Below are 21,399 nucleotides of genomic sequence, written 5' to 3'. Positions count from 1 at the left end.
GTGAAGATCGAGGTCGACTACAAGCGCTGCGAGGGGCACGGCCTCTGCGAGGACCAGGCGCCGGACGTCTTCGAGCTCGACGACGAGGGTGACCTGATCTACCGGTTCGAGGGTCAGGACGTCCCCGAGGAGCTGGCGCCCGACGCCGCTCGCGGTGCGGCGGCGTGCCCGGTTGCGGCGCTGCGGGTCGTGCAGTGACCCCGGTGCCCGCGGACGGTCACGTGGTGATCGTCGGCGGGTCCATCGCCGCCGCCACCGCGGCGCGGACCCTCCGGAACCGGGGGCACGGCGGACGCGTGACGCTGATCAGCAGCGAGGCCCACCCGCCCTACGCCCGGCCACCGCTGTCCAAGGCGGTCCTCACCGGGACCGACACCCCGGAGTCGGCGTACCTGCCCGCACTCGAAGACGTCGAGCTCCTGCTGGGCGTACCCGCTGCCGGTCTGGACCCGGTCGCGCGCCGCATCCGCCTCGCCGACGGGCGGGAGGTCGGGTACGACGGGCTGGTCATCGCCACCGGGGCGCGGGCCCGGACCCTGCCCGGTGGCGGCGACCGCGTCTTCACCCTGCGGGACCTCAACGACGCACAGCGCCTCGGTCAGCTCATCCGTGAGGGAGCCCGGTTGCTGGTCGTCGGCGGCGGACCGCTCGGCATGGAGGTCGCCTCGGTCGGCCGGGAGCTCGGCGCCGAGGTGACCCTGGTGAGCGACACGCCTCCGATGGAGGCGCTCCTCGGGGGCCAGCTCGCCGGGCTGCTCGTCGAGGCGGCCACCGCAGCCGGCGTGCGGATCGTCCGTCAGCCGGTGGGCGCCCTGGAGCAGGACGGCGCCGGCCGCCCGGTCGCCGTGCTCGCCGACGGGAGCCGGGTCGACGGGGACGTGGCTTTCGTGGCCGTCGGCTGCCGGCCCAACGTCGAGTGGCTCGAGGGCAGCGGCCTGGACGCCGGTCCCCGCGGGCTGGTCGTGGACGAGTGCCTCCGGGTCGGACCCGGGATCGTCGCCGCGGGTGACTGCGTGGCGTTCCCCGGGGACGCCGGGGCGTCGCGGAGCCCGTACTGGCAGGCGGCCTTCGACCAGGCGATCACCGCCGTCGAGGTGCTGCTCGGGTACGGCGTGCCCCACGTGCCGCGACCGTACTTCTGGACCGAGCAGTTCGGGCACCACGTCAAGCTCGTGGGCACCGTGGCCAGGACCGGCACGCCCGAACAGGTGCCCGCGTCGTCGGGCACGGTACTGCGCTGGCGCGATGCCCACGGCACGCCGGTGGGCGCGGCCGGCGTCGACAGCCCGCTGTCGATCACCAAGCTGCGCAAGCTGCTGACCGCGGTCTGAGCGGCAGCCGCCGAGGCGCCGACCGCGGGAATGTGTCCCTTGACACGTTCGAACGAGACCCAGACACTTGAGTGGACGGATGTCCGCTCAGCGGACAGAGCTCCTCGCGAGTCCGGCGGCCGGCTCTCTGCCCCTCCGCCGACATCCGGTCCCGACCCGCACGCGTAGGTCCACGAGAACAGGAGTCCCCCATGACGACCACTGCCCCCGACACCGCGCTGGGCCACTCGGGCAGCCGGGAGCCGGCCGACCTCGTGGCCGCCGCGCGCGAGATCCAGTCGCTGGTCCGCGAGAACGCCGCCGCCAACGAGGCCGCCGGCCGGCTCGCCGACGCCGTCGACGACGCGCTGCACGAGACGCGGCTGTTCGGGATGTGGACGCCCAAGGAGCTCGGTGGAGCCGAGTGCGACCCGATGTCCTCGCTGGAGATCGTGCAGACCCTGGCGGAGGCCGACCCGTCGACCGCGTGGGTGCACATGGCTGCCTCCCTGGCCATCGGCACCGGCGGCGCCTACCTCCAGGACGAGGCGGTCAAGGAGATGTTCTCGGGGGAGCGCCTCCCCGTCGTCGCCGGGCAGGGCACTCGCCCCGGCACGGCTGTGACCGACGGCGACGGGTACCGGCTCTCGGGTGACTGGAGCTTCGCCTCGGGGATCAAGCACTCCCAGTGGATCCACACACTCGGCATCATCCAGGAGACCGGTGAGCCGCGGATCTTCGTCCTCCCGGTGGAGAAGGCGGAGCTGCTCGAGACCTGGGACGTCATGGGTCTCAAGGCGACCGGCAGCATCGACTACAAGATCCGGGACGTGTTCGTGCCCGAGGCGTTCACCCACCTCGGCCCGGTCGAGACCCCGCTGCGCGGCGGCTGGATCTTCAAGCTCGGCATCATGCACTTCGCGCTCATCGGCCACTCCGGCTGGGCGCTGGGTGTCGCGCGCCGCATGATCGACGACCTGGCGGAGCAGGTGCGCGCGAAGGCCGGCCGTGCCGGATCGATGGCCGACAGCACCCGCTTCCTCGCCGTGTACGGCGAGCTCGAGGCCAAGTACCACGCCGCCCGTGCCTTCGTGAACGAGGTCTGGCGGGACGCCACCGAGACGCTGCAGAACGGTGGCGAGCTGGACTCGGAGCAGCGCACCAAGCTGCGGCTCGCGCTCTACAACGCCACCTGGACGGCCGAGGCCATCAGCGTCGAGGTCTACAAGGCCGCGGGCACCGCAGCACTGCGCACCGGGCCGATGCAGCAGTACTTCCGCGACATGCACGCCGGTACGCAGCACGTCACGTCGGCCCCCCACGTGCTGGAGGGGTGCGGCAAGTACCTGGCGGGCCTGGCCCCGGAGCACACGTGGCTCTACATGAACCTCGTGCCCAAGGCCTGAGCCGCTGACCGGAGGGCCGGACCGGGATCACCGGTCCGGCCCTCCGTCGTCCTCGGGGCCGATGCCCCGGAACCTGGCCGCACACGTCGGAGGGGGCGTCACCGGAGGACCGGCGACGCCCCCTCCGACGTGGGGTACGCGGAACTCAGAAGGCTCCGGCCAGCGCCCCGCCGTCGACCGGATAGACGGTCCCGGTCATGAACGACGACGCGTCGGAGGCGAGCAGCAGGGCCATGCCCTGCAGCTCCTGGCGCACGGCCATGCGGCCCAGCAGCACCGTGTCGGCCCACGCCTGCTCGACCTGCGGATCGATCGGGCCCCGCCCCCCGATGTTCGTGTGGAAGGGCCCCGGGGCGATGCCGTTCACCCGGATGCCGTCCCTGGCCAGGTCCACCGCCGCCTGGCGCACGAGGTTGGCCAGAGCGCCCTTGGAGGCGCTGTAGCCGTAGCCGACCATCGCGTCGGCCCGCAGCCCCGCCGTCGAGACCGTGACGACGATCGAGCCGCCGCCGGCGCCTCGCATGACCTCCGCGGCCGCCCGGACGGTGGCCAGCGTCCCCACGAGGTTCACGGCCAGGGCGCCGTCGAAGACCGCCCAGTCCAGGTCGTAGATGCGCCCCTCGGGCATCGAGACCGATGGGCCGCCGGCGATGCCGGCGTTGGCGAACGCCGCGTGCAGCCCGCCGAACTCCTCGGCAGCCGCCGCCACCGTCGCCGCCACGTCCTGCGCGCGGGAGACGTCGCAGACGCGGGTGCCGACCTGCCCGCCGCGTCCGGCCAGACCCCCGGCGCTGCGCTCGAGCTCCGCGGCGTCGACGTCGACCATCGTCACCGACGCACCGCACTCCAGGAGCCCCTCGACGATGCCCAGGCCCAGCCCGCTGGCGGCCCCCGTCACGAGGACGTGCCGGCCGTCCATGCGCAGCCGGTCGGGCAGGGGGCGCGGGTCGGGGGGTGCAGTCGTCATGCGAGGGCCTCTCCTCGACAGGCGGCGGGGGTGCGGAGGTCGACGAGCACCTTCACGGCGTCCCCGGTGCCGTCCTCGAGCAGCTGCAGGGCCTCGGCCACCCCGGCCACGGGCACCAGATGGCTGACCAGGGCGTCGATCGCGCCGGCCGAGCGCCGCACGAGGTCGGCGGCCGCGGCGAACTCCTCGTAGGTGCAGCAGCTGACGCCGAGCACGTCCAGTTCCTTGATGGGCAGCGGCCCTGGGCCGAACGGTGCGGTGGCCGCGGTCATGCCGACGATCACCACCCGGCCGCCGTGGCCGACGAGGTCCACGGCCGTGCCCAGGACGGCGGGCGCGCCGGTCGTGTCGATGACCACGTGCGGGCCCTCGGGGCCGGCGTGGTCGCGGACCAGCTGCGGCAGGTCGGGGTCGTCCGGTGCGGCCGTGGGGAAGCCGAGGCCTGCCAGCAGGTCCCGCCGGGCGGCCACCGTGTCGACGGCGACCACGTCGGCGCCCCGGTCGCGGGCGGCGAGTGCGCAGGCCGCCCCGATCGGCCCGGCCCCGAGGACGACGACGCACTCCCCGGGCGCCAGCCGGCCGCGGGCGACGGCGTGCACGGCGACCGACGCCGGCTCCACCAGCGCGGTCAGCTCGGCGGGGAGCCCGGTCGTCACCACCAGCGAGGCGGTGTCGACCAGCAGGTACTCCTGCAGGGCGCCGTCGCGGTGGACGCCCAGGAGCCGCAGGCGGCTGCACACGTTGACCCGCCCGTCCCGGCACGGGCGGCACTCGCCGCAGGGCAGGACCGGCCACGCCGCCACCCGCTCCCCGGTGGCCGGACCGCCCGCGGGGTCGGGGGCGGCCACGACGGCGGAGAACTCGTGGCCCTGCACGCGGGGGAGCAGGCCGTCGTGTGACGGGCCGAGGTCGGCCCGGTAGAGGTGCACGTCGGACCCGCAGATCCCCACGGTCTCGACCCGCAGCAGGGTCTGGCCCGGCCCCGGAGGGCCCGGCTCCGGCCGGTCGACCAGCCTGATGGAGCCCGGGCCCTCCGTGACCGCGGCTCTCATCGGGTGGCGGCGTCCTGGCCGAGGATGAACCCGAGGACCTCGGCGGCGACCTCGTCCGGCCGCTCGTGGTGCAGGCCGTGTCGCGTGCGCGGCAGGTCGCGGAGCTCGGCTCCGGGGATCGCCTTCGCGTACGCCTCGCTGTGCTCCCGCGGGACGATGGTGTCGATCTCCGCGGCGATGACCAGCGTGGGGCAGGTGATGCGCGGTAGCCGGGCCGGCAGCTCGGGGTTGTGCAGGTACGGGTCGCGCGCGAACCGGGCGAAGGCCGCCATGTCCTTGTCGGTCTGCGCGATCTGCTCCGGCGTGGGCGGCGCCGAGAGGGCGGCCTCGACGAGCGCGTCGTCGTAGAAGAGCGCGCGGACCAGGTCCGGCGGGGCCATGTCGAACAGGTCGGCCGGCGGAGCCGAGGGCACCTCCAGGCCCGCCGGCGCCATGAGCACCAGGTGCTCGACGCGGTCCGGGATGGTGCTGGTCAGCTCCGCGGCGGTCCAGCCGCCGAAGGAGGCGCCCACGACGTCGAGCCGGTCGACGCCCAGCTCGTCCAGCAGCCGCACGTAGTGCTGGACGAGGTCGGCCATGGTGGCGACCTCGGGGAGCTCGTCGCTGCGGCCGAATCCGGGGTGGTCGGGGGCGATCAGGTCGACCGACTGGGACATCCGCTCGTGGAACGGCTCCCAGTTGCCCGCCCCGCCGGCGGCGTGCAGGAAGAGGACCGGCCGCCCCGATCCCCGGCGGAGGAGGCTGATCTCCCCGGAGCCCATGGGCAGCCTGGTCGGGGTCGGTCCAGCACCCGGAACTGTCACGTCAACTCCTGCCTCGTCAGCGTGCGCGGACAGTCGTCCGCGCACGGTCACCGTGACGCAAGACACGTGGCCATGTCAACGGACCCACACGGCTCCGGGGCCGGGAACGCAGTTCTGGAACACGGCTGCCGTACCCCTCATCGGCTTTGCGGACAGGTGTACGCATGACGGTTGACAAGGGCTTGTGGTCGCTGTCACTGTTCCGCCACCAGCACGGCCGCGTCCGCTCCTGCGGCCCCGGCGGATCGTGCGCGGCGATCCCCTCGAAGCTGTGCGACCCCGACGAAGAGGACGACCCCATGGCTCATCGCCTGTTCCGTTCGCCGCGCACTCGGCGGCTGACCCTGCCGGCCGCCGCGGCAGCTCTCACGCTGGCCACCGTGGCCTGCGCGCCCACGGCCACCGACGAGGGCGGCGGCTCCGACAGCGGCGCCGAGGCGGTCGTCTCCGAGGACGTCCTCCGCGACCTGCAGGCGCAGGTCGAGGAGGCCATGGCGCAGCCGCAGTTCGAGGCCGCCGGCGAGCCGTTCTCCGTCGCCGGCCTGGCCGGCAAGAAGATCCTGTCGATGCCGGTGAGCAGCCAGCTCGAGGGCTGCGACCGGATGGCGCGCCAGGTCGTCGAGCTCGCCAAGAGCGTCGGGATGACCGACAGCACCTATTTCCAGAACGACGGCGGCCCGCAGGCGTGGGTGCAGGGCATGAACCTGGCCATCAACCAGGGCTACGACGGCGTCGCGCTGGTCTGCGGCATCGACCCGGCCGCCCTAGCCCCGCAGATGGAGGCCGCCGAGCAGGCCGGCATCGCGGTCGTCGACATGCACCTGGCCGACGTCTCCGAACCGCCGTCGGACCTCATCGCCGCGCAGACCAACGGCCAGTTCAACCGGGCCATGGAGCTGGGGGTGGCGCAGGCGCTGGTCGAGTCCGAGGGGCGGCCGATCGACGCGCTGGTCATCACGTCCAACGAGAACCCCCCGTCCATCGGCATGGAGCAGACGGTCAAGGACCAGTTCGCCGAGCTCTGCGGTGACGCGTGCGGGGTCGAGTCGATCAACATCCCGATCCCCGACTACGCCACCGAGCTGACCAGCGCGGTCTCCTCGGCGCTGGTGGGCAACCGCGACATCCGGGCGGTCTTCACCGTCTTCGACGCCCAGACGCCGTTCGTGCTGCCGGCCATCCAGTCGTCGAACGTGCCCGCCAAGACCTACGCCTTCGGCGCCGACCGCACCTTCGTCCAGCTCATGGCCGACGAGGCCAATCCCATGGGGACCGACATGGGGCCGAACTTCGACTGGATGTCCTACACGGGGGCCGACCAGCTCTTCCGCGTCCTCACCGGTCAGGAGCCGATCCCCGCGGCCGAGGCCTACTCGCCGTACCGGCTGTGGACGCCGGAGAACGTCGACGAGCTGTCCGGGCCGAACGACGGCTTCGGCGACTCCTTCATCCAGGGCTACCGCGGCCTCTGGCTGGACGCCCCCGCCACCTGAGTCGACGACGGGAGGTCCCCGGCCGACCGGCCCGGGACCTCCCGGCACCCGTCCCGACCCAGCGACGCCCCGCCGCGCCGCGCTCCGACCCAGGGGAGCCCCGGATGACCACCGCCCTCGAGCTGCACGACGTGTCCAAGACGTTCGGGGCGACCAAGGCCCTCCAGGACGTCACCCTGACCGTCGAGCGCGGTGAGGTCCTCGCGCTGCTCGGTGAGAACGGCTGCGGCAAGTCGACGCTGGTCAAGGTCATGGCGGGGGTGTACGACCCGGAGCCCGGCGCCCGGATGCTCGTCGACGGCCGGGAGATCCCGCTCCCGCTGGACGCCGGTGCCTCCCGCGACCTGGGACTCAGCTTCGTCCACCAGGACCTCGGACTGGCCAAGCCCCTGACCGTGCTCGAAAACCTCCTCGGCGGGGTCGCCGAGCGCAGCGGCTCCCGGGTCCGCATCAGGTGGCGGGCCGAGGCGCGCAAGGCCCGCGCGATGCTGCGCAGCTACGGGGTGGACGTCGACCCGCTCGCGGTGGTCGACCAACTCCCGCCGGTCCAGCAGGCCCTGGTGGCCATCGCCCGCGCGGCAGAGGAGCTCAAGCAGTACCGCGAGCGCACCGGCGCCACGTCCTCGGTGCTGGTGCTGGACGAGCCGACCGTCTTCCTGCCCGAGGAGGAGGTGCAGTTCCTCTTCGACCTCGTCCGCACGATCGTGGACTCCGGCGCCAGCGTCGTCTTCATCTCCCACGACCTGCCGGCCGTCCGCGAGATCTCCGACCGGGCCGCCGTCCTGCGCGACGGCAGGCTCGCCGCCGTGGTCCCGATGAGCGACGTCACCGACGACCAGGTCGTCGAGCTGATCGTCGGGCCGGCCATCGCCGGGCTCGACACGTTCGGACACGGTCACGCGCACGGCGGGCGCCAGGCCCCGAGCGAGCCGCCCCGGACCTTCGACCGGGCGCCCGGCGTGGGCCTGCACGTCACCGGGCTTCGCGGCGGTCAGGTGCGCGGGCTCGACCTGCACGTGGCGCCGGGCGAGGTGGTCGGGCTGGCCGGGCTGCTGGGCTCCGGCGCCGAGGAGGTGCCCTACCTGCTCTTCGGCGCGAAGCGCGCCACCGACGGCGAGCTCACCCTCGACGGACGCACGGTCCCGGCGGCCAGGCAGCAGCCGGGCGCGGCCGTCGGCGCGGGCCTCGCACTGATCCCCGCCGACCGGCGCCGCGACGCCATCGCCCCGGCGGTCTCGGTCGCGGAGAACATGATGCTGCTGGTGGTCCGCCGCTTCCAGAAGGGCGGACGGCTGCACAACGGCCGGCTCCGGGGGACCGCCGACGAACGGGCCGAGGCGCTCGACGTCCGGCCGCGCCGCACCGACCTGCCCGTCGGGACCCTCAGCGGCGGCAACGCCCAGAAGGTCGTCGTCGGCAAGTGGCTGGAGATCGGCCCGCGGGTGCTGTTGCTGCACGAGCCCACCCAGGGCGTCGACGTCGCCGCGCGTGCCGAGATCTACCGGGTCATCAAGCGAGCCACCGGCACGGGCATGGCCGTCGTCTGGGTCTCGAGCGACTTCGACGAGCTGGCCGCCGTCTGCGACCGCGTCGTCGTGGTCAGCGGCGGGATCGCGGCCCGCGAGATCCCGCTCCAGGACATCACCCCGGAGGCCATCACCTCCGCCGTCTACGGGGCCAGCACCAGTGAGTCCACCATCCTCCCGACCGTTGAAGAGGTGACACGATGAGCTCGACCGACGTCGTCGAGACCAAGGACAGCCAGCCGGCGCCGAGCGTCGCCCAGGGAAGCGGGCGGGTCCGCGGCCGCTGGGGCGAGAAGGCGGCCCTGCCCATCGCGTGGGCGGTGCTGTTCGTGGTCTTCGCGATCCTGGCGCCGGACACGTTCCTCTCGATGGGGAACATCGCCAACATCCTGGGCTCCCAGTCGATCCTGTTCATGCTGGCGCTGGCCGCGCTGCTGCCGACCCGCTCCGGGGACCTCGACCTGTCGCTGGGCAGCATCGGCGGGCTGTCGGCGATCCTCGTCGCGGTCCTCAACGTCGACCACGGCGTGTCGCTGCCCGCGGCGTGCCTCGCCGCGGTCGCCGCCGGTGCCCTCTGCGGGGCGTTCAACGGGCTGTTCGTGGTCAAGTTCAAGACCGAGCCGTTCATCATGACGCTCGGCACCGGCACGCTGTTCGGCGGCCTGGTGTTCTGGATCGCGAACTCCACGACGGTCGTCGGCGTCGACCGCGACCTGTCGATGTGGACCTACCTGCGCCAGATCGGCCAGGTGCCGGTGCAGTTCTACTACTGCCTGCTGGTGATGCTCCTCATCTGGTACGTCATGAACCACACCCCGCTGGGCGTGCGGAACCTGTTCGTCGGCCAGTCCCGGGATGTGGCCGTCCTCAGCGGCATCAACGCCGACCGGATCCGCTTCGGCGCCTTCACCCTCGCCGGGGTGATCGCCGCGCTGGCCGGGATCCTCTACGTCGGCACCACCGGCTCGGCCGGCCCCACGTCGGTCGAGACGTTCCTGCTGCCCGCCTACGCCGCGGTCTTCCTCGGCGCCACGACCATCCAGCCGGGTCGGTTCAACGCGCTGGGCACCGGTGTCGCCGTGCTGTTCCTGGCCACCGGCACCGCCGGGCTGCAGTTGCTCGGTGCGCAGGACTGGGCCCAGCAGCTCTTCTACGGCGGCGCGCTCGTGGCGGCCGTGGCGATCTCGCGGTACCTGCGGCGCAACTGACCGGGAGCCGGGCGACCGGCCGCCCGGCCACGTGCTCGATCGGAGGGGGAGATGACGGAACTGGGCTTCGGCCAGCCGCGCGACGGCATCATCCAGCTGGCGTACGTCGTCGAGGACATCAGGGCGGCCATGGCGCACTGGACCACCGTGCTGCGGGTGGGCCCGTGGTTCCTGCTCGACTCGTTCACCGGGGTGGACCCGGTGTACCGGGGGCAGCCGAGCCGCGCGGACGTGGCGATCGCGATGGGCTTCGCCGGACACATGCAGATCGAGCTCATCCAGCCCAAGGACGACCACCCGTCGGTCCACCGGGAGACGGTGGACCAGCGGGGCTACGGCTTCCACCACTTCGGCGTGGTCACCGACGACGTCGACACGGCGATCGCCGACCTCGAGTCCCGGGGCCACACGCTGGCCTTCCGGGCCGGCGTGCCGACCGGCGGCGAGGTGGCCTACCTGGACGGCGGAACCGCGCTGCCCGGGATGATCGAGCTCATCGAGTACGGGCCCGGGATGGACGAGACCTTCACCGCCTTCTGGCGTGCCTCCCTGGCCTGGGACGGCAGCGATCCGATCCGCCCCTTCGCCTCTCCAGTGACCGACCCCTCCGTCCCGTCCGGCCCCGTGCCCGCTCCCCAGGAGGACGCACTCCGATGACCATGTCCGTCGACCCCGACCTGCAGGCCCGCTTCCGCGAGGTGATGGCGGGGGTGCCCACTCCCGTCTCGGTCATCACGAGCATGGGGGACGGGCTGCCGCACGGCACCACCGTGAGCGCCTTCGCCTCCCTGTCGATGACGCCGCCGATGGTGCTGGTGTCGCTCGACCGGAGCTCCGACCTGCTCGCCATGGTGCGCGAGTCCCGGCGCTTCGGCGTCAACGTGCTCGGCGCCCACCAGTCCTCGATCGCGCTGGCCTTCGCGCGCAAGGGCGGGACGGGCAAGTTCAACGGCGTCCGCTGGGAGATCGACCACGACCTGCCCCGGCTGCCCGGCGCCCCGGGCTGGCTGGCGTGCGAGGTCGAGACCCTCGTGGACGGCGGTGACCACGTCGTGGCCCTCGGCCTGGTGGTCGCCGCCGAGACCACGGAGGGGCAGCCGCTGACCTACCACGGTCGCGTCTTCGGCACCCACGCCGCCCTGGAGCAGGAGTGACGGCCCACCGCACGCCGGCGGAGTCGGTCCAGCGGGCGGTCGCTGCGATCGCCGCAGGGCGGATGGTCGTCGTCGTCGACGACGAGGAGCGGGAGGACGAGGGCGACCTCGTCGTGGCCGCCGAGCTGGTCACCGACGAGCAGATGGCCTTCCTCGTCCGGCACACCACCGGCATCGTCTGTGCCCCGATGCCCGCGGCCCGCACGGAGGAGCTCCAGCTGCCGCAGATGGTCACCGAGAACGGTGACTCGCACGGGACCGCCTTCACGGTGAGCGTCGACCACGTCGACACCGGGACGGGTGTGTCGGCAGCCGACCGCGCCCGCACGGTCCGGGCCCTGGCCGAGGACACGACCACGCCCGACCGGTTGCGGCGGCCCGGCCACGTCTTCCCGTTGCGGGCGCGCGCCGGCGGCGTCCTCGTGCGCGCCGGGCACACCGAGGCGGCCGTGGACCTGACCACGATGGCCGGGGCGTCCGGTGTCGGCGTGATCGGCGAGATCGTCGACGAGGACGGCTCGATGCGCCGGGGCGAGTCGCTCACCCGGTTCGCCGAGGAGCACGGGCTGCCCGTCCTGGCCATCGCCGACCTCGTCCGGTACCGCCGGGCGACCGAGCAGCTCGTGGAGCTGGTCGCCGGCTCGCGGATGCCGACCGAGTTCGGGGACTTCCGTGCGATGGCCTACCGGAACACCGTCGACGGGACCGAACACCTGGCCCTGGTCATGGGGGACGTCGCCGCCGCGGGGCGGTCGGCGGCCGGAGCGCTGGTCCGGGTCCACTCGGAGTGCCTGACCGGCGACATCCTCGGTTCACTGCGCTGCGACTGCGGAGGCCAGCTCGAGCAGGCCCTGCGGGCGATCGCCGAGGAGGGCGTCGGGGCCGTGGTCTACCTCCGCGGCCACGAGGGGCGCGGCATCGGCCTCGGTCACAAGATCCGCGCCTACGCCCTGCAGGAGCAGGGGCTGGACACGGTGGACGCCAACACCGCCCAGGGGCTGCCGGCCGACTCGCGCAGTTACGGGATCGGCGCGCAGATCCTCGGCGACCTCGGGGTCAACCGGCTGCGGCTGATCACCAACAACCCGGCCAAGTACGGCGGTCTGGACGGCTACGGCCTGACCATCGTGGAACGGGTGGCGCTGCCATCGGTCGTCACGCCCCACAACGTGCGGTACCTGCGCACCAAGCGCGAGCGGATGGGCCACCTGCCCTCGCCGGCGGTCGGCGGCTGACCGGCGAGCCGGGTCAGGCGCTGCCGGCGTCGGACCCGGCCTCGCCGCCACGGGGGAGCACGACGTGTGGCCGCGACTGCCACAGCGCCCAGTCGGCGCTGATGTCGGCGGCGGTCTGCAGCAGGAGGGGGAGGTGGTCGTGGACCAGCCGCTCGGTCGAGGTCTCCGCGGCGTGCACGGTCACGTTCATGGCTGCCCGCACGGAGCCCGTCCGGTCCCGCACGGGAACCGCGACGGAGCGGACGCCGGGGGCCAGCTCCTCGTCGGCCAGTGCCCAGCCGCGGGCACGCACCTCTTCGAGCTCCGCCTGGAGCTGCTCGAGCGGTGGGTCGACGGAGCGGGGGAGCCCGGAGCGGCTGGGCTGGGCCAGCACCGCTTCGACCCGGTCCGGTTCGAGGGCGGCCAGCAGCACCTTGCCCTGGGAGGTGAGGGCGGCCGGGAACCGCGTGCCGATGTCGACGCGCAGGGTGATGAGCTTGGGGACCGCCACGCGGGCCACGTAGGTGATGTCCGAGCCGTCCAGCTGCGACATCGAGGAGGACTCGCCGGTGCGCGCCACCAGTGCCTTGAGGTGGGGTTCGGCCATGTCCCAGAGGTTCAGCGCGCCGACGTAGGCCGTCCCCAGGGTGAGCACCTTGGGGGTGAGCTGGAAGGTCCCACCCGCGGAGCGGACGAAGCCCAGTTCCTCCAGGGTGAGCAGCAGTCGCCGGGCGGTCGGGCGGGCGAGTCCGGCAGCGGCCGCCGCCTCGCTCAACGTCATGGTGCGGTGGTCGGCGCCGAAACCGGTCAGGATGTCGAGGCCGCGCGCGAGCGCCTCGACGAAGTCCGGACCGGCTCCACGTCCCGCCATCGACCGCTCCCGTCCACCGCGTGCGTCGCTCCGGCGTCCGACGACGGGACGCGGGAGCCGTGCGGGGGATCGTATCCGTGGCCCGCCGCCACCCTCCCCTCGCGGCGCCGAGCCACTCGGCGGAGGTGCTGCACGCTCCGTGCGTGGTCGCCGGCACGGGCTCCCGCCGACCCGCCCCGCCGTGCCGGTGTGGCCCTTGACACAGTGGCCCGCGGGTCCATCCAATGACCAACAGTGTGCGGACAACTGTCCGCACCAGTCTCCTGAGAGGACGTCGATGACAGTTCCGACCACGGCCACGACCTCACCCGCCGCACGCGCGGTCACCACCGACGTGCTGGTGGTGGGCTCCGGGCCGGCAGGCGCGTCGGCGGCTCTCTTCCTCGCGACCTACGGCACGTCGACGCTCCTGGTCACGAAGTACGGCCGGTTGTCCGACACCCCGCGTGCGCACATCACCAATCAGCGCACGATGGAGGCGATGCGCGACATGGGCGTCGAGGAGCGCCTCATGCGCGAGGCCACCCCCTGGGAGTTCATGGGGAACACGACCTTCTGCACCAGCCTGGCCGGCGAGGAGCTGGGCCGGATCCCCTCGTGGGGCACCGACACCGTCCGGCACGCCGACTACGAGCTGCAGAGCCCGTGCACCATGCTGGACGCGCCGCAGACGATCACCGAGCCGATCATGGTCCAGGCCGCGCAGGAACGCGGGGCGCAGGTGCGGTTCGACACGGAGTACCTCACGCACGTCCAGGACGACGAGGGGGTCAGCACCACCGTCCGCGACCGGCTCACCGGTGCCGAGTACACCATCCGGTCGAAGTACCTCATCGGGGCCGACGGCGCCCGCAGCACGGTGGCCGCCGACCTGGACCTGCCGTACGAGGGCCCCGGTGCCGTCGCCGGTGCGCTGAGCATCGTCTTCGAGGCCGACCTCTCGCGGTTCGTCGCGCACCGGCCCGCCGTCCTCTACTGGATGCTCCAGCCGGGGGCCGAGCGCGAGGGCGTGGGCCTGGGCGTGCTGCGCATGATCAAGCCCTGGGACGAGTGGATGCTCATGTGGGGCTACGAGGTGGCCGCGGGGCCGCCCGAGCTCACCGACGAGGTCGTCCGGGAGCTGGCGGTCAAGCTCGTCGGGACCGACGACTTCGAGATGCGGGTGAAGTCGCGCTCGCCGTGGACGGTCAACCACCACTTCGCCACGACGATCGCCAAGGGCCGGGTGTTCTGCGCCGGCGACGCGATCCACCGGCACCCGCCGACGAACGGGCTGGGGTCCAACACCTCGATCCAGGACGCCTACAACCTGGCCTGGAAGCTCGCGCACGTCGTCTCCGGGGTGGCGTCCCCGGCGCTCCTGGAGTCCTACGACGCCGAGCGGGCGCCCGTCGCGCGCCAGATCGTCGAACGGGCCAACCAGAGCATCGCGGACACCGGGAAGATCATCAGCGCGCTCGACCTGTCCGACACCACGGACGTCGAGAAGCTCGAGGCCCAGCTGGCGCTGCGGAAGGCGCCGGGCCCGGAGGGCGAGAAGGTGCGCGCCGCGCTCCGCGAGGCGATCGCCTACAAGGCGTACGAGTTCGACGCCCACGGCGTCGAGCACAACCAGCGGTACGCCTCCTCGGCGGTCGTCTCCGACGGGACGCCGATGCCCGAGTACCGGCGCGACCCGGAGCTGTTCGCGCAGCCCACGACGTGGCCCGGGGCCAAGATCCCGCACACGTGGGTCACCAGGGGCGGCCGCAGGGTGTCCACCCTCGACCTGGTGGGGCGCGGCCGCTTCAGCGTCGTCACCGGCATCGGTGGGGAGGCCTGGCTGGGTGCGGCGCGGGTGCTCGGCGAGGAGCTCGGACTGACGATCACCCCGGTCTCGATCGGGCCGGGGCAGGAGTTCGAGGACCCGTACGGGACCTGGGCCGAGCTGCGGGAGATCGAGGACGGCGGCGTGCTGCTGGTGCGTCCCGACATGTACGTCGCGGCGCGGCACCTGTCCTCGCCGGCCTCGCCGGACGACGCCCACGGCTGGCTCCGCGACGCGCTGACCGCCGTCCTCGGCCGCGCGGCCGGCTGAGTCCCGGTCGGTGGGGTCCTGCTCGCCAGTGCAGGACCCCACCGACGGGGCGGGCGAACGGTGGGGGGACCTCCGGCTCGGTGTGGCGCTTGACACCCGCGCACGGCGTGCCGACCATGGGTCAGCAATCCGGACACTCGTCCGTAGAGCGGACGAGTGCGAGTCGCCCAGGAGCCCTCGTGTCCCAGTCCACCCGTCCCGCGCCCGGCACCAGCGCCGCGCGGGCGACCACGGCCTCCGTGGCCATCGGCTTCGCCGTCCTCTGCCTGTCCTACATGCTGAACGCGATGGACCGGCAGGTGTTCTACCCCCTGCTGCCGGAGATCCGGGAGGACTTCGGGTTCTCCCTGGACCAGTCCGGGTTGCTGGCGACCGGCTTCACGCTGGGTCTCGCGCTCACCGGCCTCCCCGCCGGCTACCTGCTGGACCGGCTGTCCCGCAAGTCGATCGTGATCGTCAGCGTCGTGGTGTACTCGCTGGGGACGGTGCTCATCCCGTTCGCCTCCGGCTTCGCCGACATGGCGGCGTACCGGCTGCTGTCCGGCGTCGGTGAGGGTGTCCAGGCCACGGCGATCTACGCGATCATCGGCGCCTACTACTTCCACCGCCGTGCGGTGGCCGCCGGGTTCATCGGTGTCGCCTTCGGGCTCGGCGTTTTCCTGGGACCGCTCGTCGGCCAGGCCTTCGCCTCGGCCGCCGACAGCTGGCGTGCCCCGTTCTTCGTCTTCGGCCTCGCCGGGCTGGTCATGGCCCTCGTCCTGCTGGTCACCGTGCCGCGCACCATGAGCGAGGCGGTGGCGGGAGCCGCCGGCTCCGCGAACCCCGGCGCCTACGACCACGTGCCCGCCAGCCCCTACAACCGCGCCACCCTCGGCCTCGGGATCGCGTCGGCGGTCTCCGGGCTGGTCTTCTACGGCTTCCTCGGCCTGTACCCGACGTTCCTCCGGGAGCAGCTCGGCTTCGACCCGGCGCAGGCGGCGCTCGCGGCGTCCCTCGTCGGCTTCGGGGCCATGGTCGCGCTGCCCGTGGGCTGGCTGGCCGACCGCTACGACCAGCGCCTGCTGCTGGCCGTCGGGTTCATCGGCTCGTCGCTCACGGCGCTGATGGCGTACCGCTTCACCGATGCGGTGGGGGCGCACTACGTGCTGGCCTTCCTCATGGGCGCCTTCGCCAGCGGCGTGCTCTTCACCAACTGCACGACGGCTCTGCAGCGTGCCGTGCGCCCTGAGCACGTCGGGCGCGGAGCCGGTCTGTTCATGCTCACGTACTACGTCGCGGCAGCCTTCTCCGGCCTGCTGTTCTCCCGGCTGGTCGCCGGCCTCGGGTGGGACGGAGCGGCCCTCCTGCAGCTGACCCTGCTGCCGGTCGTCGGGCTGGTCGCGCTGGCCCTGGTCGACGTCCGGCGGATGGTCCTACCGCCGCGGGTCCGGCGCTCCTGAGCTCTCCGGTCGCCGGCCCGGTCCGTCGAGGCCGGGCCGGCGGCGCGTCCCTCGCCGGCCGGGGAGCGGCGCGCTCACCAGCGGAGCGGGTCGACGAGTCGGGAGTGTGCCGTGCGGCAGGCCCGGCAGTTGCCCCACGAGACGATGGCCAGCGGCGTCGTCGGCGACCCGCACTCCGGGCAGTCGACGGGTTCGCCGGATCGGCTGCGGGCCTCGGTGATCTCGCGGGACCGTTGTTCGTGGATCGTCTCGTCGCCTCGGCACGGGCATCCGAGGTGGGCTTCGGCGCAGCGTCCACGGTGTGGGGCGATGGTGCCTCCTCGTCTCCTGGGCGACGCTACCCCCGTTGCCCGACGCCTCGTCCGACGCCGCGCCAGGCGTCGGTCAGCGGTTGCGGCGGCTGACGCGTAGGACCATCCCGTCGGCACCCACGAGGACGACCAGCGAGGCGCGGCGGAAGCGGGTCCGCGTCGGGGCGTCGGGGTGCGGCGAGACGTCGTCGGGCGCGTCGAGGCAGCGCTGGACGTCGGCATCGGCGATCCCCATGCCGGTCGCGGCCTCCCGGGCTCCGCGGGTCATCCGCAGTGCCGGGGCCTGCCGGTCCCGGGGTGAGCCTCCCGCCAGGCGGGTCGGGGAGGTGCGGGGCTCGACGTCCGGGGCGTCGGCGTCGGGGTCGTACCCCGTGGGCGGGGGAGCGAGGAAGGTCAGAGCGGGTGCGCTCATGCAGTGTCCTGACTGGGACGGGCGGGGGCCGGGGCCTTTCCGCGGCGGGAGGCGCCGGTCGGCGCCAGCGGCCCGGGCGCGCGTCGCGCTGCCACCGGGCGGGAGTCGATGGTGCGAGCACCGAGCGGGCTCGCCGGCATCACGCTACGCGCCCGGCGTCGCCACCGTCCCGACCGGCCCCGGGGCGCCGCCCTGACGCGTTGCGGGGGTCGTGACGGACGAGGATCCCCGCGTCGTCCGGTGGGGTCCGTCGCGTCGATGAGGACCCGGGTGGTCAGGCGCTGAGGTGGGTGCGCTGCTGCAGGCGCAGCCGGCGCCGCTCGCGCTCGGACAGGCCACCCCAGATGCCGAAGCGCTCGTCGTTGGCCAGCGCGAACTCCAGGCACTCGGCCCGCACGGTGCAGCCGGTGCACACCCGCTTGGCCTCGCGGGTGGAGCCGCCCTTCTCCGGGAAGAACGCCTCCGGGTCGGTCTCCGCGCACAGCGCCGAGAGCCGCCAGGACGCGTCGCCCACGGGGGACGGGTCCGTCCACGGCGAGGCGTCGTGCGCGGGGGCCGGGGCGTCGGCCCAGCCGGGGACGAGGGACAGGTGGGGGTGTGCGGACGTGGACACGGCGGGCTCCTCGAGGAAGGGGGAGTCGGATCTCGGGTGACGGACCGGTACGGCCTCGTTGCTTTCCGTGACGTTACGGACACCGGGTCCCCGGACGCACTGGCAGAAACCGGACGAAAGCGGCCGCCGGTTCTGGCGGCATCTGTGGGTGCCCCCGCCGCCCGGCGCGTCGTCCGCGGTACACCCACCACCGGCTCCCGCCCGCCGCGCCGTCCGCCCGCCGCGCCGCCCCGCCCGGAGGCACCGTCACGACCGAGCCGGCTCCCCGGCCCTCGGTCCTGTCCGCCGGCCGGGCGAAACGCCGGCCACTCGTCGTGGCGCTGGCACCCGGCGCCCCGCACCAGTGCCGGTCGTCCCTGGTGGTCGGTGCGGAAGGGGAGGACCGTCGGGCCTCTCCCCGGAGGTGACCCGCATGACGACCACCCGGCCCACGTTCGACGAGTTCCTGGCCTGGCTGGAGGCCGGCCGGGAGCAGGGTCAGGTTCACTTCGACGAGCACCAGCAGTGCTGGCACGTCCTCGGCCACCCGGAGGCGGGCGCCGTCCTCTCCGATCCGGCGGTGTTCTCCTCCGACCTCACCTCGCTGCAGCCCGCCCAGGACGACTTCGCGCTGTTCCAGCGGGGCAACCTCGTCCGGATGGACCCGCCCCGGCACCGGACGCTGCGCTCCCTGGTCAGCCAGGCGTTCACCCCGCGCGTCGTGGCCGACCTCGAGCCGCGGATCGCCGCGCTGACCACCGGGCTGCTCGACGACGCGGGGGAGCGCTTCGACCTGGTCGACGCGCTGGCCTACCCGCTGCCGGTCATCGTGATCGCCGAGCTGCTCGGCGTCCCGACCTCGGACCAGGCGCTGTTCCGCCGGTGGGCCGACGTCCTGCTCGGCCAGGACATCGACCCCGACCAGGCCCTCATCGAGGCCGGCGAGCAGGCGATGACCGCCGTCGCTCCCGTCGTCCGGGAGATGAACGAGTACTTCCTCGCCCACATCCGGTCCCGGCGGCTGCACCCGGGCAAGGACCTGACCAGCCGGCTGGTGCAGGCAGAGGTGGACGGCGAGCGGCTGGCCTACGAGGAGATCGTCGGCTTCGTCGGCCTGCTGCTCATCGCCGGCCACATCACCACCACGGCGACGCTGGGCAACGCCGTCATGGCCTTCTCCGACGCGCCGGACGCCGCAGCCGCGGTCCGGGCCGACCCGGCCCTGCTCCCCGCCGCCATCGAGGAGGTGCTGCGGCTGCGGACGCCGTTCCCGCGCCTGGCCCGGATGACCACGGCCGACGCCTCGGTGGGCGGTGTGCGCATCCCGGCCGGGCAGGTGGTGCTGCCCTGGCTGGCCGCGGCCAACCGGGACGCGCGGGTCTTCGCCGAGCCGCAGCGGTTCGACCTCCACCGCCGCCCCAACCCGCACCTGACCTTCGGGCACGGCGTCCACTTCTGCCTCGGCGCGCCGCTGGCCCGGCTGGAGGCGCGGGTCGCGCTGCGCATCCTGCTCGAGCGGTACCGCGACATCGAGGTCGCCGCCGACGAGCCGGTCGAGCACCGCAACCCGTGGACGATGGTCGCCGTCTCGCGGCTGCCGCTGGAGGTCCGCCCCGCCTGACGCAGCCCTCTACCCCCCGGCGCCGGACGGGGCGAGCAGGCCGGCGCGGTCGAGCAGGGCGGCGAGCGCCCGGCCGTCTCCGGCGCGGACGACGGGGACGGCCCCGACCCGGCTCTCGTCCTCCGGCGCCTCCGTGCCGATCGGGGCGACGGTGCGCAGCGCGATCGCGGCGACGTGCTCCGGGTGCGACCGGGCGAAGTCGCGGTAGATCTCCGGGTCGTGCTCACCGTCGTCCCCGACCAGCACCCACCGCACGCCGGGCAGGTCGGCGGCCAGCCGCTCCAGCGCCCCCCGCTTGTGCGCCTGGCCGCTGCGGAACCAGGCGCGCGGGCTGATGCCCCAGTCGGTGAGCAGCAGGGCACCGGCCGGGAAGCCGTGCCGCTCGAGGAAGTGCGTGATCGGGCCGGCCAGGTTCCACGGCCCGTTGCTCACGTAGACGACCGGCGCGTGCGGTCCCCCCTCGACGAGCCGGGTCAGCAGCGCCGCCATGCCGGCCACCGGACGGCGGGTCGAGCCGTTGCCCGCGAAGGTGCGCCAGGCGGCGCGCAAGGGGTGCCGGATGCCGGTGATCCACACGGTGTCGTCGATGTCGCACACGACACCGCCCGTCGCGTCCGGGGCGGCGACGTGCAGCGGTGCGGGCACCGGCGGGCGGCCCTCCGGGTGCAGCAGCGCCGCCGCCCGCCCGGGTGGGAGCTCCGCGGGGACGACGAGGTCGATCAGGCCGGCCTCGTCGGCGTTGGCCCGGACCCGCGCCCCGTCCAGGCTCACGTCGATCTCCCCGTGCGGCTGCTCGAGGGTCAGCAGCCGGCGCCACCCGGGGATGTCGAGGCGGGCGTTCGGGTCGGTGCCCGGCGGGGCCAGCAGCAACCGCCCGCGCACCCGGGCCCGGCCCCCCGCGGCGTAGCCGGGGTAGCCGAGCGCGGCGGTCGTCCAGCCCCGGGCACGGGCCCGGGCCGAGAGCACCCGGTCCAGAGCGGTCTGGGCCCGGTTGGCCGCCGCGAGGGCCCGCCGCGACCAGCCGGCGGGGAGTGTGCGCTGGTCGGGCACGGCCACCTCCCTCGGGACGTGCGCCGACCGTACTGACCGGACCGCGGGGCCGCAGGCGGACGCGACCCGCGCACCCGCGTCAGGCCGCCCTCGGCGTCTCCCCGAAGAGGCTGCAGTCCGAGCCGAGCTCGTACGGCCGGTACTCCACGGCCCAGCCCGGACCGGCGTCGCGGACGACGGTGTGCGGCCCGGTGATCGCGTACATGCAGGACGCGTCCGGGTCGCTGCCGACCCACAGGTCGACGGTGTACTCACCCTCGTCGGTCGCGTCCGAGCAGCCGCCGCAGCGGTCCTCCACCACGAAGTACGCGCGGACCAGCGGCACGTAGAAGACCGTCCCGACCGGGAACTCGTCGCCGTACGCGTAGCCCACCGCGAGCGTGATGGGGTCGTCGTACGTCCCGCTGCCGCCGGCCCTGCGGCCGGAGGACGTGGTACGGGTCCCGGCGGGCGAGTTGTCCTCCAGGCTGTACCCGGTGAGCCACGCCGTCTCCACCCAGCCGTGCGGCTCGGGGCCGGGGTGGGCGGCGGCCTCCGGGGCGGCGACCGTAGGCACCAGGACGGCGGCGCACAGGCCGGTCAAGCCCGCGGCGGTGGTGGTCACGGTGCGGCGGGTTCGAGTCCTCATGCCGTTCCTGTCCGTCGGGGGCGGGAGCGCGGGCCACTCTCCCGTCCCTCCCGGACGGCCACGACCGGACGCCCCGGGTCGGGGTGGGACCCCGCGCGTCGGCGACCGCGCGTGTCGGACACGCCCGAGGACGGCGGCGACGGCACGGCGCGCCGTGTCGTCGGGGGAGGGAGCCGTGCCCTGTCTTGCCGTGCCGCCCGCTCGGCACCATGCTGCCCGTACCCGCTGCTGGAGTCGTCGGCGTCACTCGCCGGCCGACTCCGGC

20 protein-coding genes are annotated in these 21,399 nt (G+C 73.8%); 12 read left to right on the top strand and 8 right to left on the bottom strand.

Features of this window, described 5'->3' with window-relative positions; translation table 11 throughout:
- From ACWIX3_RS18315 to ACWIX3_RS18305, 3 genes are all read left to right on the top strand, one after another.
- On the top strand, positions 1-198 hold the full coding sequence (locus ACWIX3_RS18315) for a ferredoxin (RefSeq protein ID WP_448608772.1): 198 nt from the start codon (positions 1-3) through the stop codon (positions 196-198).
- 5 nt (positions 199-203) lie between these two features.
- The gene (locus ACWIX3_RS18310; RefSeq protein ID WP_448608771.1) at positions 204-1,331 is read left to right on the top strand and encodes an NAD(P)/FAD-dependent oxidoreductase; all 1,128 of its coding nucleotides are present in this window, start codon (positions 204-206) and stop codon (positions 1,329-1,331) included.
- Positions 1,332-1,522: 191 nt separating this feature from the next.
- Positions 1,523-2,716 (top strand): acyl-CoA dehydrogenase family protein, encoded by a 1,194-nt coding sequence (locus tag ACWIX3_RS18305; RefSeq protein ID WP_448608770.1) that lies wholly within the window; start codon positions 1,523-1,525, stop codon positions 2,714-2,716.
- A gap of 145 nt (positions 2,717-2,861) precedes the next feature.
- On the opposite strand, the gene ACWIX3_RS18300 is transcribed toward ACWIX3_RS18305, so the two are convergent.
- The 3 genes from ACWIX3_RS18300 to ACWIX3_RS18290 are packed head-to-tail and all read right to left on the bottom strand — an operon-like array spanning position 2,862 to position 5,538.
- The gene (locus ACWIX3_RS18300; protein WP_448608769.1) at positions 2,862-3,683 is read right to left on the bottom strand and encodes an SDR family NAD(P)-dependent oxidoreductase; all 822 of its coding nucleotides are present in this window, start codon (positions 3,681-3,683) and stop codon (positions 2,862-2,864) included.
- Positions 3,680-4,735: a zinc-binding dehydrogenase gene (locus ACWIX3_RS18295; protein ID WP_448608768.1), complete on the bottom strand. Its 1,056-nt coding sequence runs from the start codon at positions 4,733-4,735 to the stop codon at positions 3,680-3,682. The genes ACWIX3_RS18300 and ACWIX3_RS18295 overlap by 4 nt, the downstream gene beginning before the upstream one ends.
- A complete protein-coding gene (locus ACWIX3_RS18290) occupies positions 4,732-5,538 on the bottom strand; it encodes an alpha/beta fold hydrolase (RefSeq protein ID WP_448608767.1) in 807 nt (268 codons plus the stop codon). The genes ACWIX3_RS18295 and ACWIX3_RS18290 overlap by 4 nt, the downstream gene beginning before the upstream one ends.
- Before the next feature lie 164 nt (positions 5,539-5,702).
- On the opposite strand from ACWIX3_RS18290, the gene ACWIX3_RS18285 reads away from it, so the two are divergent.
- The 6 genes from ACWIX3_RS18285 to ACWIX3_RS18260 all read left to right on the top strand — a co-directional run bounded on the left by ACWIX3_RS18285 (position 5,703) and on the right by ACWIX3_RS18260 (position 12,154).
- Positions 5,703-7,031, top strand: coding sequence for a sugar ABC transporter substrate-binding protein (locus tag ACWIX3_RS18285; RefSeq protein WP_448608766.1), 1,329 nt, complete (start codon positions 5,703-5,705; stop codon positions 7,029-7,031).
- Between the two features lie 104 nt (positions 7,032-7,135).
- Positions 7,136-8,761: a sugar ABC transporter ATP-binding protein gene (locus ACWIX3_RS18280; protein WP_448608765.1), complete on the top strand. Its 1,626-nt coding sequence runs from the start codon at positions 7,136-7,138 to the stop codon at positions 8,759-8,761.
- Positions 8,758-9,765 (top strand): ABC transporter permease, encoded by a 1,008-nt coding sequence (locus ACWIX3_RS18275; RefSeq protein WP_448608764.1) that lies wholly within the window; start codon positions 8,758-8,760, stop codon positions 9,763-9,765. Before ACWIX3_RS18280 ends, ACWIX3_RS18275 begins: the two co-directional genes overlap by 4 nt.
- Before the next feature lie 51 nt (positions 9,766-9,816).
- A complete protein-coding gene (locus ACWIX3_RS18270; RefSeq protein WP_448608763.1) occupies positions 9,817-10,422 on the top strand; it encodes a VOC family protein in 606 nt (201 codons plus the stop codon).
- On the top strand, positions 10,419-10,919 hold the full coding sequence (locus ACWIX3_RS18265; protein ID WP_448608762.1) for a flavin reductase family protein: 501 nt from the start codon (positions 10,419-10,421) through the stop codon (positions 10,917-10,919). Before ACWIX3_RS18270 ends, ACWIX3_RS18265 begins: the two co-directional genes overlap by 4 nt.
- Positions 10,916-12,154, top strand: a complete 1,239-nt coding sequence (locus tag ACWIX3_RS18260) for a bifunctional 3,4-dihydroxy-2-butanone-4-phosphate synthase/GTP cyclohydrolase II (protein WP_448608761.1) — start codon at positions 10,916-10,918, stop codon at positions 12,152-12,154. Before ACWIX3_RS18265 ends, ACWIX3_RS18260 begins: the two co-directional genes overlap by 4 nt.
- A 13-nt stretch (positions 12,155-12,167) precedes the next feature.
- Here ACWIX3_RS18260 and ACWIX3_RS18255 read toward each other — a convergent pair whose 3' ends face one another.
- A complete protein-coding gene (locus tag ACWIX3_RS18255) occupies positions 12,168-13,004 on the bottom strand; it encodes an IclR family transcriptional regulator domain-containing protein (protein WP_448608760.1) in 837 nt (278 codons plus the stop codon).
- A 277-nt stretch (positions 13,005-13,281) separates the two neighbouring features.
- Here ACWIX3_RS18255 and ACWIX3_RS18250 point away from each other — a divergent pair, with 277 nt between their 5' ends.
- Complete coding sequence (locus ACWIX3_RS18250) at positions 13,282-15,081, top strand: FAD-dependent oxidoreductase (RefSeq protein WP_448608759.1); 1,800 nt, start codon at positions 13,282-13,284, stop codon at positions 15,079-15,081.
- 179 nt (positions 15,082-15,260) lie between these two features.
- Complete coding sequence (locus tag ACWIX3_RS18245) at positions 15,261-16,520, top strand: MFS transporter (RefSeq protein WP_448608758.1); 1,260 nt, start codon at positions 15,261-15,263, stop codon at positions 16,518-16,520.
- Between the two features lie 384 nt (positions 16,521-16,904).
- Here ACWIX3_RS18245 and ACWIX3_RS18240 read toward each other — a convergent pair whose 3' ends face one another.
- Both ACWIX3_RS18240 and ACWIX3_RS18235 read right to left on the bottom strand, forming a co-directional pair.
- Positions 16,905-17,243, bottom strand: a complete 339-nt coding sequence (locus tag ACWIX3_RS18240; protein ID WP_448608757.1) for a hypothetical protein — start codon at positions 17,241-17,243, stop codon at positions 16,905-16,907.
- A 274-nt stretch (positions 17,244-17,517) separates the two neighbouring features.
- Positions 17,518-17,856: a WhiB family transcriptional regulator gene (locus ACWIX3_RS18235; RefSeq protein WP_448608756.1), complete on the bottom strand. Its 339-nt coding sequence runs from the start codon at positions 17,854-17,856 to the stop codon at positions 17,518-17,520.
- A gap of 412 nt (positions 17,857-18,268) precedes the next feature.
- Here ACWIX3_RS18235 and ACWIX3_RS18230 point away from each other — a divergent pair, with 412 nt between their 5' ends.
- The gene (locus ACWIX3_RS18230; protein ID WP_448608755.1) at positions 18,269-19,456 is read left to right on the top strand and encodes a cytochrome P450; all 1,188 of its coding nucleotides are present in this window, start codon (positions 18,269-18,271) and stop codon (positions 19,454-19,456) included.
- Between the two features lie 9 nt (positions 19,457-19,465).
- On the opposite strand, the gene ACWIX3_RS18225 is transcribed toward ACWIX3_RS18230, so the two are convergent.
- Positions 19,466-20,506, bottom strand: coding sequence for an App1 family protein (locus ACWIX3_RS18225; RefSeq protein ID WP_448608754.1), 1,041 nt, complete (start codon positions 20,504-20,506; stop codon positions 19,466-19,468).
- A 79-nt stretch (positions 20,507-20,585) separates the two neighbouring features.
- Positions 20,586-21,134: a hypothetical protein gene (locus ACWIX3_RS18220; RefSeq protein ID WP_448608753.1), complete on the bottom strand. Its 549-nt coding sequence runs from the start codon at positions 21,132-21,134 to the stop codon at positions 20,586-20,588.
- Positions 21,135-21,399: the final 265 nt, after the last annotated feature.

Source organism: Geodermatophilus sp. URMC 60 (assembly GCF_053502585.1).
This window is presented reverse-complemented; position numbering and strand designations above follow the sequence as displayed.